General features: G+C 34.9%; 13 protein-coding genes. 9 read left to right on the plus strand and 4 right to left on the minus strand.

Going from position 1 to position 11,957, the window contains the following annotated elements:
• Both VMW81_10310 and VMW81_10315 read left to right on the plus strand, forming a co-directional pair.
• Nucleotides 1–1,504, plus strand: a 1,504-nt coding sequence (locus tag VMW81_10310) for an aldehyde ferredoxin oxidoreductase C-terminal domain-containing protein (GenBank protein ID HUU51332.1), incomplete at its 5' end; no start/stop codon positions are given.
• Nucleotides 1,505–1,513: 9 nt separating this feature from the next.
• Complete coding sequence (locus VMW81_10315; protein HUU51333.1) at nucleotides 1,514–1,810, plus strand: MoaD family protein; 297 nt, start codon at nucleotides 1,514–1,516, stop codon at nucleotides 1,808–1,810.
• Nucleotides 1,811–1,888: 78 nt separating this feature from the next.
• On the opposite strand, the gene VMW81_10320 is transcribed toward VMW81_10315, so the two are convergent.
• A complete protein-coding gene (locus VMW81_10320; GenBank protein HUU51334.1) occupies nucleotides 1,889–2,269 on the minus strand; it encodes a YkgJ family cysteine cluster protein in 381 nt (126 codons plus the stop codon).
• A gap of 188 nt (nucleotides 2,270–2,457) precedes the next feature.
• Between VMW81_10320 and VMW81_10325 the strand changes: the two genes are divergently transcribed.
• Both VMW81_10325 and VMW81_10330 read left to right on the plus strand, forming a co-directional pair.
• A complete protein-coding gene (locus tag VMW81_10325) occupies nucleotides 2,458–3,606 on the plus strand; it encodes a DUF748 domain-containing protein (protein ID HUU51335.1) in 1,149 nt (382 codons plus the stop codon).
• A 2-nt stretch (nucleotides 3,607–3,608) separates the two neighbouring features.
• A complete protein-coding gene (locus VMW81_10330; GenBank protein HUU51336.1) occupies nucleotides 3,609–4,304 on the plus strand; it encodes an RAD55 family ATPase in 696 nt (231 codons plus the stop codon).
• Nucleotides 4,305–4,329: 25 nt separating this feature from the next.
• Here the strand turns inward: VMW81_10330 and VMW81_10335 are convergent, their stop codons facing one another.
• A complete protein-coding gene (locus VMW81_10335) occupies nucleotides 4,330–6,003 on the minus strand; it encodes a Na/Pi cotransporter family protein (protein ID HUU51337.1) in 1,674 nt (557 codons plus the stop codon).
• A gap of 227 nt (nucleotides 6,004–6,230) precedes the next feature.
• Between VMW81_10335 and VMW81_10340 the strand changes: the two genes are divergently transcribed.
• A complete protein-coding gene (locus VMW81_10340; protein HUU51338.1) occupies nucleotides 6,231–6,707 on the plus strand; it encodes a universal stress protein in 477 nt (158 codons plus the stop codon).
• 27 nt (nucleotides 6,708–6,734) lie between these two features.
• Here VMW81_10340 and VMW81_10345 read toward each other — a convergent pair whose 3' ends face one another.
• Nucleotides 6,735–7,631: an SPOR domain-containing protein gene (locus VMW81_10345; protein HUU51339.1), complete on the minus strand. Its 897-nt coding sequence runs from the start codon at nucleotides 7,629–7,631 to the stop codon at nucleotides 6,735–6,737.
• A gap of 9 nt (nucleotides 7,632–7,640) precedes the next feature.
• The gene (locus VMW81_10350) at nucleotides 7,641–8,075 is read right to left on the minus strand and encodes a hypothetical protein (GenBank protein HUU51340.1); all 435 of its coding nucleotides are present in this window, start codon (nucleotides 8,073–8,075) and stop codon (nucleotides 7,641–7,643) included.
• 324 nt (nucleotides 8,076–8,399) lie between these two features.
• On the opposite strand from VMW81_10350, the gene pheA reads away from it, so the two are divergent.
• The 4 genes from pheA to VMW81_10370 all read left to right on the plus strand — a co-directional run.
• Nucleotides 8,400–9,467, plus strand: coding sequence for a prephenate dehydratase (pheA, locus tag VMW81_10355; protein ID HUU51341.1), 1,068 nt, complete (start codon nucleotides 8,400–8,402; stop codon nucleotides 9,465–9,467).
• A 2-nt stretch (nucleotides 9,468–9,469) separates the two neighbouring features.
• Nucleotides 9,470–10,558 (plus strand): histidinol-phosphate transaminase, encoded by a 1,089-nt coding sequence (gene hisC / locus VMW81_10360; GenBank protein HUU51342.1) that lies wholly within the window; start codon nucleotides 9,470–9,472, stop codon nucleotides 10,556–10,558.
• A 110-nt stretch (nucleotides 10,559–10,668) separates the two neighbouring features.
• On the plus strand, nucleotides 10,669–11,535 hold the full coding sequence (locus VMW81_10365; protein HUU51343.1) for a prephenate dehydrogenase/arogenate dehydrogenase family protein: 867 nt from the start codon (nucleotides 10,669–10,671) through the stop codon (nucleotides 11,533–11,535).
• 76 nt (nucleotides 11,536–11,611) lie between these two features.
• On the plus strand, nucleotides 11,612–11,957 hold a 346-nt coding region (locus VMW81_10370), incomplete at its 3' end, for a S1 RNA-binding domain-containing protein (GenBank protein HUU51344.1).

Consider the following 11,957-nt stretch of genomic DNA (forward strand, 5'->3'; position numbering starts at 1 on the left):
AGATGCTACCCCTATTTGGGGTCTGAATACTGCTGATTCGCAGCACTACATTAAAGAGATTTTGAAAGACCAGACTGTTCGCCCTTTTGTTATTGGACCAGCAGGTGAAAACCTGGTGAGGTATGCTTCGGTAATTGCTGAGAAGAGAGCAGCTGGTAGAAAAGGTGTTGGAGCTGTTTTTGGATCAAAAAACCTTAAGGGAATAGTAGTAAAAGGTTCAAAGAGTGTCAAGTATGCTGATGAAAAGGGTTTTCAAGAGGTTGTGAAAAAAATTGCAAAAGCATTTCAAGACAGCCCAACCCTTTATCCGAAATTCGGCAACTTCGGGACAGCAGGAAATGTGGAGAACTGTATTTCCAAAGGCCAGATGCCTGGACCCAACTTTATTGAGCCTGCAGGGGAGGAATACCTTCCCATAGGAGCTCAAAAGAATATTGAGTATCGAGTCAGGAGGTATGGTTGTTATCTCTGTCCTATTAGGTGCGGTCAGGTCAGGCTTGTTAAGAGCGGAAAGTATGCAGGCTGGGCAACCGAAGGGCCAGAGTTTGAGACTCTATTCTCGCTTGGTTCTCAGATTGGGGTTAATGATCCTGCTTTTATCATAGCTGCTGATAGGGTCTGCGATGATTTAGGGATGGATACCGTATCTGCTGGAGTATGTATTGGGTTTGCAATGGAGCTTTATGAAAAGGGAATCCTTAAAAAAGATGACTGCGAAGGCTATGATTTAAAATTCGGAAACGACGATGCTGCCTTTAAGCTGCTTTATAAAATAGCCTATAGAGACGGATTTGGGGATCTCTTAGCAGAAGGGGTTAGGAGAGCAGCAGAGAAGATAGGAAAGGGTTCAGAGAAATATGCCATGCATGTCAAGGGATTGGAGCCTCCCGGATATGATCCAAGAACCTGCAAATCCATGGGATTAAATTATATGACTTCCTTTACAGGAGCAGACCACTCAAGAGGCTATCCTCCTCAAGAGATTTTTGGTGCTCACCACAAGGTGCCTTGGGAAGTAGATCCGTATTCCTGGGATAGAAAGGCAGAACTAACAATATATAATCAGGATGTTGGGGGTGCCTGTAAAGACTGTTCGATGTTCTGTACCTTTGCATACCGAAACGCCTTAATTCCTGCCAACCTTCACATCAAGTATTTTGCAGAAATCTGGAAGACCGCAACAGGATTTGATGTCACAGAAGATGATATTTCTAAGGTAGGCGAGAGGTACAACAATCTGGCACATGCCCTGTTATTGAAAGAAGGATTTACCAGAAAAGATGATTACTTACCTGAAAGATTGATGACAGAGCCTCATAAGATTGGGCCTGGAAAGGGTCAGATAATGGACAGAGAAAATTGTGAAAAGCTCTTAGATGAGTTTTATACCTTGAGGGGATGGGATAAGAATGGTATTCCTAAAAGAGAGAAGCTGGTTGAACTCGGAATGGATTATGTTGCAGAAGATTTAGGATTAAAAGAAACTGAAAAAGTTGGAGAGTGATTTTTTAAGATGGTCGCTGTAAAAATTCAGAGTATGTTTGATTTTGTAGAGATATTCGGTCAACCTGAGGTTAAGATTGATGTAAAGGAAAATACCTCAATAAAAGACCTTCTTTTGTTATTGATAAATCAATACGGTGAGAAATTGAAAGAAAAGATGATTGATCCTAAGACAGGAGATGTTTTTGAACACTTAGAGATCCTTTGCAATGGAAGAAATATCAAATTTCTTCATGGAAATGATACAACCCTCAGAGAAGGTGATAGTGTAACTATCTTTGTCCCCATAGGCGGCGGTTCTTTATAAGTCGGTGAGTTTTGAAAATATTTAAGAAATAAAAAAGCCCGCTTAAGTAAAAGCGGGCTTTTTTAAAGAGTTCTAACCCTATTTCCTTCCGTTTAAATAATCCTCAAGTTCTTCAGGTCTGGAAATAAGAGCATCGTACCAGCTATCAAACTTTTCGCAATCTGGTGGGAGATGTTGTCTGCATTTTAACGGTCTTTTAGCATATATCTTGCACATGTTATTCCGATCCAGATAAATACACCTACCCTTAATTGTGAGGTACCATCTATAGTTTCTAATAGCTACACTTACAGTATTATAATGAAGATGCCATTTCAGGTCGTCTATTTCAGCTCTGGTTCTGGGCTTCGTTATCATCATAGCAAGGTCTCTACAACAAGGGGCAGGGCACTTTATACAGATGGAGTTCTTTTTCAACTTATTATTCTGCTTTTTTATTTTTCTTTTTTTCTGAGCCATATTCCTTTAGCTAACTTTAAAAGGAACCTTTATTTATATTTGAACTGATTCTCTTTTACTAAAAAGAGAGGATTCAGTCAATAATTTTTATTGAATTATGATTCGGGTTTTGTCGTTGTTGATAGTGATTTTTTATGGTTTTCAGTTTATAATTAAAATAATTGAAAAAGGGATGTTCCGTTTTTAAAATGGTTAGTAAAAAAAAGAAAAAAAAAGGAAAATTCAGATATTTTTTATTGTTTCTAGCCGTTATTACCTTTCTTTATATCACCCTCTCTATCTATATTGAGAATCTAATCAAAAAGGAAATAAGTCAGACCTTTGGTTCTGATCTTCTTATAGGTAAGATGTTAATACAGCCTATACATCTCAAGTTTAAAGAGGTGAGGTTAAAAGATCCATATTCAAAAAAGATTCTTTTTAAAGCGGATTCTATTTTTATAAGGCCTCATCTAAAAACCATATTGAAAAAAAGATTAGTTATAAGCCAGATAAAGATTTACAAGCCCTTTACAACCATTGAAGTTTCAAAAGATGGAAAAATAAGAACTCCTTTTGTAAAACTTACTTCAAAGAAAAATAAAGAAAAGGAGAAAAAGAGATTTAAGATATACATAAAAAGGATTCGATTAATAAATGGAGAGGTAGATTTTATTAATCGTCAAACTTTAAGCCCTTATCACAAGATTCAGCTAAGCAGATTAAATGCTAAGATAGATGACATTTTAATTCCGAGACCTTATTTAAACTCTAAAATAGATTTAAATGGATTGATCAAAGGAAAAAGAAAAGATGGTTCTTTTCGCTTCTTTGGTTGGATCAATTTCGATAATAAAAATACAGAAACAAAGTTATCAGTTAGAGGACTCGATTTAAAACTCCTTGAGCCATACTACAAAAAAAATGTTAAAACAAGGATAGAATATGGGTTATTAGATGCTAATTCTCTTATTAAGATTAAAGATGCGAAACTCAATGCTCCAGGAATAATTCGTTTGAGGGAGTTGAAAATCAAGCCCGATTCACATAACCGGAAATTTTTAGGGGTTTCATCTCATCGTCTTCTTACATTCTTAAAAGACAATAATGGTTCTATTGATTTGGAGTTCAATATAGAAGGTGATATAAGAAATCCAAGGTTCAGCATAAGGGATTCTTTAATCAGGAAATTGGGAGAATCTATCGGTAGAAAATTAGGAAGCCCTATAACGGCAGCAGAAAAGGTTGTTAAAAAAACAGGCAAAAAAGGAGCAGAGATTTTAAAGGGGCTTGAATCGGCTGCTAAAAAGGTAGAAGGATTCTTAAAGAGGCTGATAAATCCAAAAGGAGGTGATTAAACATGGATATGCTTTTAACAGATATTAAGGGATTTGATGAGTTAACTGGTGGTATACCAAAAGGGACGAGGACAATTATTATTGGCCCATCAGGTTCGGGCAAAACAGTTTTTTCCATGCAGTTCTTATGGACCGGGTTAAAAAACAGTGAAAGGGTTTCCTATAATATCTTTGACAGGCCCTTTCCCTCTTTAATGGAGTACTTTAAGTCTTTTAACTGGAAGATTGAAGAGTATATAGAAAAAGGTTTTTTTATTCCTATACAGTCCTTTACTCATCATGAGGAGTATAAAAGGGATCCGCGAATTAAATATTTTGAGTTAACTAATCTTGAAGAGATGAAGAGAATAGATTTGGAGCTTTCAGAAAAAAAGGTAACCCGACTGATTTGCGGGGATATAAGCCAGGTTATTTTTTCGTTGATTCCGATTGAGCAAATGAACCAGATTGAGAGCTGGACATCCAACTGGATATGGTTTGAAAAGGTAACAGTTATGGATGTGATATTATCAGGTTTTTTGGATGAGATAGGGAAAAAGAATTTTGACCTCAACAAGAAAGGGGCGCAGAATATTATCCATTTAAGGGTTGCCGGAAGAAAAAGGGAGATGAAAATTGAAAAGATGGAAGGTGTCCAACATCCACTGGATTGGATACCCTTTGTCATAAATGAAGGGGGGATTGAGATTCATTTGTAGGTTAAAAAAAGCAAGCGTCCTATAGTTATTGTTGATTAATTGAGTTTAATTTCCACCTCAGATTATTCATTACAGATTCAGCAACATTAGCAAGATGGTCCCCAATCTTTTCTATATTATCTACAAAATCAATAAAGAGTAGTCCGCTAATAAGCTTGCACTTTCCCTCGTTAAGCCTTTCAACATGGTTTTGTTTTAATTCTAATTGTAGCTGATTTACTCTTTCTTCTCTTTTTAGCGCCCTTTTAGCCAAGGTCTTATCGTTGTTTTCCAATGCCTTCGTAAGTTCATCAAACATATGATTGACCTCATCAGTTATGAGATGTAATTCATCGATTGCCCAATGAGTAAGGGCTGCTTTTTGATCTATTTTTCTATGGGCCAGCTCAACAATATTTTCTGCGTGGTCACCCATTCTTTCTATGTCGTTTACTGAGTGAAGAAGAACGGGTATGGTCTGGGATTCTTCACGATTAAGGGATTTTTGAGTTAATTGCACAAGATAAGCAGTAATCTCCTTCTGGAGGTTGTCTATCGTCTCCTCTTTTTGAATAACATTATCTAAAATCTTCCTGTTGTCTTCAAAAAAACCGATTACCGCCTCATCTAAGGCCTTTTTAGCCAATTCCATCATTCGAAGAGTCTCCTTTATCGCCTGGTTTATAGCAATCGGAGGGGTATTTAATAGGTGTTTTTCAAGATACCTTGGAGTAAAGTCTATAAATCCTTCCCTTTGCGGGACTAACTTTATGGCGGCCTTTTCTAAGAGACTTAATAGCGGGAGGAACACCACAAAGGTATTAAAAATATTGAATGCGCTGTGAGCCACAGCAATATGAAGCATAATACTGTTTTTAGTTATTTCTCCTGGTACAATAAACTCTATGAACCGCTGGTAAATTCCTGTATAGACAAGGATAAGCATGTATGAGACCCCTATCACATTGAAGAGAAGATGTGCCATAGCTGCTCTTTTTGCTGTTGTATTAGCATTTATAGCTGCTATTTGTGCGGTTATGGTTGTTCCTATATTATCTCCAAGAATAAGAGGGATAGAGGCTTCAAAGCTTATTACACCATTGAAGGCAAGGAGCTGAATCACTGCTATAGTTGCACTACTGCTCTGAAGGATCATTGTAACGATGGTTCCAACCAGAACTGCAAGGATAGGGTAGTCAGAAAATTTTAAAAATAACTCTTTCATCGCTCCACTTTCTTTAAGGGGTTGAAATACCTCCTTCATGATTGCAAGGCCCATAAAGAGGATTCCAAAACCGAGGATGACCTGGCCCCAGTATTTTATCGTTCTCGATTTGCCTAATATTGTCATTGCAAAGCCAATTCCAACCGCTGGTAAGGCGTAGTTAGTAATTTTAAAGATGGCTAAGAAGGATACCAACCATGCTGTAAATGTTGTACCTATATTTGCACCCATGATAACACTTATGGCTTGCCTCAAAGTGAGGAGACCAGCATTCACAAAGCCTACTACCATGACTGATGTGGCGCTACTGCTCTGAATAAGAAGGGTTACCAATGTCCCAATAATAATTCCAAGAAGAGGTGTTTTGGTAAGAAACTGGAGAATATCCTTCAATTTTTCTCCTGCTACGCTTCTCAGAGCTTCTGACATGAGCTTCATACCAAAGAGAAAGAATCCCAGACCACCTATCAGACCAAAAATGATGTCTGTAGCCATTTTATCTCCTTTTTTAATTCACTTATAAGCAGAATTTTATAGAGGCTTTTGATGAATTCCTATATCTTTAAAAGAGGAATATAAACCAATTTTTAATAGAATCAAAGATATATTTTTAATTCAATTCATAATAATATGCTTCCTTGAATTTTCCAATTAGCAATTATATATTTATTTTTAGAAACGTAAATCATTATAATTTTCTTAGTAAAGGGGGGATAGCAATAATGGGAAATATATTTCTCAAAAAGATTTTAATCCCTACGGATTTTTCAAAATATTCTGAAGCAGCTATTCATTTCGGTTTATCATTAGCAAAGAAATTTAATTCTGAAATCTATTTTTTGAATGTATCTCCTCCTGAATTTACGTTTTACAGCGGTATGAGGACAAGTGTTCATACAGAGGTGAAAAGAGAAGAAGAAAGAGATGTTAAGAAACATAGGGAAGAGTTAGAAGAATTCATAAAGAAATTCAACATGGAAGATTTGCGGGTTAATTACCTTGTTAAATCAGGACCTCCCTTCGTAGAAATTATTATAGCAGCTAGAGAAATCAATGCGGATCTAATCGTTATGGGAACCCACGGTAGAAGTGGTCTTTCTCATGTTATGATTGGAAGTGTCGCTGAAAAGGTTGTTAGAAAATCTCCTTGTCCTGTTGTGACCATAAAGCCAAAGGATTTAAAATTCGAGATGCCTTAGAAAATAGAAGAGAGCTTTTAGATATCCTTAAGGCATGATAATCTTATTTTTTATCCCTTTTTTTGAGAGAAGCTTGGAAGTTTTATTGGCGTCTTTTTCGGATGAATAAGCCCCTATTAATATCTTATATTTGACGGTATCTTCTAGACCTTTCGTTCTAAAAGGAAATATGAAAGGTGAGTATCCCATCGTTCTTAATTCTGAGTCTCTTTTTGAGGCTGATTTAAAAGAATCAAATGTATCTAACCCAAGAGAATATGGAAGTTTTAATGGATAGGCAGATTTCATCTTCTTTTTACTCTTTAAGTGAGATTTAAAATTCAAACACTCTTTTTGGTTTTCAAATCTTCCTATAAAAATTCTATAGTAACTTCCCTTCTTAGGAATATTAAACAACCCAAAATAAGCAGGATAGCCTTCTTTTACCAAAGAGGTCATGAATCTTCGAGCATTAGCAAACTCTCTAAAAGAGGCAACATGAAGTACATACGGATAGTGTTTATCCGCTGAAAATATCAGCGATTCATCTTTTTCTTTTATTTCTTTTTTTATTGCAATCTTTTCTACTTTATCTTTCTTAAATTTATCCTTTTTCTCAATTTCTCTTTTTTCTGTTTTTTCTTCTTTTATTGCTTCTGGAGGTTTAGCGATCTTTTCGTCTTCTCTTAAAGGACCAATATCTTTTTCTTTGGGTTTTTCTGGTTCGATCAGGGTGGTTAGCTTAACTTCTTTTAAGGGGAGAAGAAAATTAATATATGCCCATATACCAGCACCACCAATAAAAACAATTAAAAGCAAAGATAATATGACATAAAAGATTTTTATCTTATTTTTATTATTATTTTCAGCGGTTTTTGATTTCTTTGGTTTTTCTCTCTTAAACCTAATCCCAGGGCCTCTATGAATAAGATTTACATTTTTCATTTTCAAAACTTACTTTTTTGAAAAGGTTGTTATATGTTTTACAACACCTTTATTATTCATGAATATAATAACATTTTTGCCTATTTCCTTTATACTATCGTAAATCAAGATTTCTTCTGCTTCTTTTGACCAGAATAGTTTATCAGGCTTCCCATAATTTGCTATGAGATAAGCCTTTGTGGTTTTACCGATTGTTATTTCCTTTTTCTCAGGCTCCTCTTTTTTTGCAATCTTATTCTTTTTTTTCTTCTCCTCATTTCCCTTTTTTTCTAAGGCCTTTTCTTTTTTAATCTTCTCCTTGTCCTTTTTTTTAGCGATTTTCACCTTTTTACTTTCGGAGGATTTTTTGGCAGATTTAGCACCCCCACACCCATGAAGCAATGAAATAGCTATGATTAATGAAATAAGCCAGAAGAAATATCTGATATATAATTTTCGAAACATAAAATAATTAATTTAAATTAAAGCAAAGTTAAGAGATTTTAAATAAAATATTTTCAACAATCAAGTAATTTTTAGAATTCTTTATGAGTTCTTTATATCTATGTGAGGCTAAAATAGCTAATATCTGATTAAATTGGAATAGAAATTTTTTAAAATTTTTCTGTAGAGCCTTTTGAGGAGAATTAGTGATAATTGAAGGCATAGAATTAAATGTCTTGCCAAAATCTTCCTATTTATTTGAAAAAGATCTGAGAGAATTCTTATAAAACTATTGATAAATATATAGAAGTAGGATAATATGGTTTCATTTTGGAGGGAGAAAAATTGTCAAAGATCAATGAGCTTCGTGAAAAGATCAATAAAATTGATGAGAAGATATTAGATCTTCTCAACAAAAGGGCAAGGGGTGCCATAGAAATTGGAGAGAACAAAAAGAGGCTAAAAACGAATTTTCATGTTCCTGAAAGGGAGAGGGAGATATATTCCAGGCTGGAGCGGCTTAACAAGGGTCTTTTCCCCAAAGAATCTCTAAAGTCTGTTTTCAGAGAAATTCTTTCAGCCACACTTTCATTAGAGATGCCCTTAAACATATCTTATCTGGGTCCTCAGGCAACCTTCACTCATCTTGCCTGCTTACAAAAGTTTGGATTTTCCGCACATTATATCTCCTTAAATAGTATTGATGAGGTTTTTAATGATGTGGAAAGGGGAAGGTCAACATATGGGGTTGTTCCTATAGAAAATTCTATAGAAGGGGTTGTAAATCACACCCTTGATATGTTTATTGAATCAAATCTTAATATATGTGCTGAGATATCCCAGGAGATTTCTCATAATATGCTTTCTCTGGAGGATAATCTGGAATCTATCCAAAAGATATATTCACATCCCCATGCCTTGGCCCAATGTAAAGTTTGGTTGGAGAACAATATGCCAAAAACACCTCTTCATGAGGTTTCCAGCACAGCAAAGGCAGCAGAAATGGCTTCTAAAGAGCGTAATACAGGAGCTATAGCAAGTGAGGCCGCAGCCTTTTTATATGATTTGAAAATCGTTACAAAAAGAATAGAGGATAATATAAATAATTTCACAAGATTTCTTGTAATTGGGAAGGAGCCCGTAAAGAGAACGGGAAATGATAAGACTTCGATTTTTTTCTCTATAAAAGATAGGGTAGGTGCTCTCTATGAAGTATTGGGTACTTTTTCAATAAATAAGATAAATTTAACCAAGATAGAATCTAGGCCATCAAGGAAAAAGATCTGGGAGTATATCTTTTTCCTTGATATCGAGGGCCATATAGAGGATAAAAAGATTAAAAAGGCCATAGAAGATTTAAAGGAAAAGAGTCTATTTCTTAAGATATTAGGTTCTTATCCAAAGGGGAGTTAGAATTGAAGGAGCTTGTTGGTAAGCATATAAGGGGATTAATTCCTTATGAACCTGGAAAACCGATTGAGGAGTTGGAAAGAGAATTGGGCATTAAAAATTCTATCAAGCTGGCATCAAACGAAAGTCCTGTAAGCCCTTCACCTTTAGTGGTTCAGGCACTTAAAAAAAATTTAAAGGTTTTGAATCGCTATCCTGATGGTGGGGGGTTTTATTTAAAAAAGGCGCTATCCAATAAAATGGGACTTAAGATGTCGAATCTTATTTTAGGTAATGGTTCTAATGAAATAATAGAGCTTATTGCAAAGACATTTTTAATGCCTAGGGAAGAGGCTATCATGGGACATCCTGCATTTATTGTTTATCAACTATCTGTTCAAGGAGTTAATGGGAAAAAGATAATTGTTCCTTTAAAGAACCTTACCCATGATTTAATGGGTATGGCTGCAAGGATTACAAATCAAACGAGGTTGATATTTATCGCAAATCCAAATAATCCAACGGGAACCATGGTTACAGATATGGAAATGAGAAGGTTTATGAATAAGATTCCCAAAAGAGTTATTGTTGTTGTCGATGAGGCTTATTATGAATATGTTACAAGAAATGACTTTCCTAACACAATAGACTATTTAAAAAAAGGAAGAAATATTATCATTCTAAGGACTTTTTCAAAGATTTATGGATTGGCTGGGTTAAGAATTGGATATGGAATGGCTAATGAAAAGTTAATCAAAGAGTTAAATAAAGTCCGCCAACCATTTAATACCAATTCATTAGCTCAAATAGCTGCTCTTACATCTTTAGATGATAGAGAATATATAAAAAGAAATCGGAAATCGAATAAAGAAGGAAGGGAGTATTTTTATAAGAATTTTCATGAAATGGGCCTTCAGTATACTCCTTCTGAGGCCAATTTTCTTTTGGTAAAAGTTGGTGACGGAAAGGATGTTTATAAACGACTCTTAAAAAAGGGTATTATTGTTAGGCCAATGGGAGGTTATGGTCTTCCAGAATATATCCGGGTAACAATTGGGTTCCCCATAGAAAATAAAAAGTTTATAAAGGTATTCAAAGAAGTAATAAAGTCATAGTTAAAAGGGTTGAAATAGCTGTATATATCATCAGAGATCATATCAATAATCTCTAGATAGGAAAAGCCTTCTTCTAAATTCCATTAGAGAGATTTAGAGGTAGAAGAATTATGGATATTTATTTTAGACGTATGACTATTATTGGTGTTGGACTTATCGGGGGTTCTTTAGCTAGGGTATGTAAAAAAAAGAATCTTGTTGGCGAGATAATAGGGGTTGGTAGAACTGAAGGAAATTTAAAAAAAGCCAAGGAGTTAGGAGTTATTGATCAATATTATCTTAATACTAAAAAAGCTGTCAATGATGCTGATCTAGTTATTTTAGCTACACCTGTCTCATCTTTTGTTAAAATTATGAATGATATAAGACCTAATCTTAAAAAAGGCTCAATCGTTATAGATGTTGGGAGCGTTAAATTAGGTTTTTTGATAGAGGTTGAAAATTTGTTGCCTAAAGGTGTCCACTTTGTAGGAACACATCCGATTGCAGGTACAGAAAAATCAGGAGTTGGGGCCTCTTTTTTAGAGCTTTTTCAAGGTGCGAAATGCATTATCACTCCTACTCCCAAGACCAATAAGAAAGCTCTTGATAAAGTTGTAGAGCTGTGGAGACAGACAGGATCTGATGTAATCATAATGGATCCTGCTAGGCATGATAGAATATTGTCAGCAATAAGCCATCTTCCTCATTTAATAGCTTATGCTCTAGTAAATACCATTGAAGATATTAATAATGTTGAAGAGGATGTTCTTTCTTACTCTGCTGGTGGATTTAGAGACTTTACGAGAATTGCATCAAGTTCTCCTGAGATGTGGCGAGATATATGCTTGCTGAATAAAAATTCCATTATTGATTCCATCAATAGGTTTAAATATAACCTGGAATTACTAAAGAATTTTATAGAAAATGAAGATGGGACTAGATTAGAAGAGAGGTTTAAAAAGGCAAAGTATCTTAGAGATAATATAAATAAGTAATTTTAATCATTGACTAAAAAAATTAAATTATGTTATTATATTTAGTTTAAATAATGAAAAGGGGGTAAATTTTGGTATGCCAAGAGATAAAGATGGAGAAGGCGTTGAGCAGGTTAAAAGGCGTTCTCGAAAGAAAGACACTCAGAATATGAATGAGTTGTATGAAAAAAGTTTTGAGAGGATAAAAGAAGGGGATATTGTAAAGGGAAAAATAATACAGTTTGAAAAAGATGTAGCGTTAGTTGATATCGGTTATAAATCTGAAGGTTACATATCATTGAATGAGTTTCCTGGTAGTGGTGTTGATCTAAAAGTTGGTGATGAGGTTGAGGTACTATTAGAGACTACGGAAGACAAAGATGGTCGGGTTGTCCTCTCGAAAGAAAGAGCTGACAAGATAAAGATTTGGGATGAATTAGAAA

The sequence above is a fragment of the Nitrospinota bacterium genome (assembly GCA_035528715.1).
Lineage (GTDB): Bacteria > JADFOP01 > JADFOP01 > DATKYB01 > DATKYB01 > DATKYB01.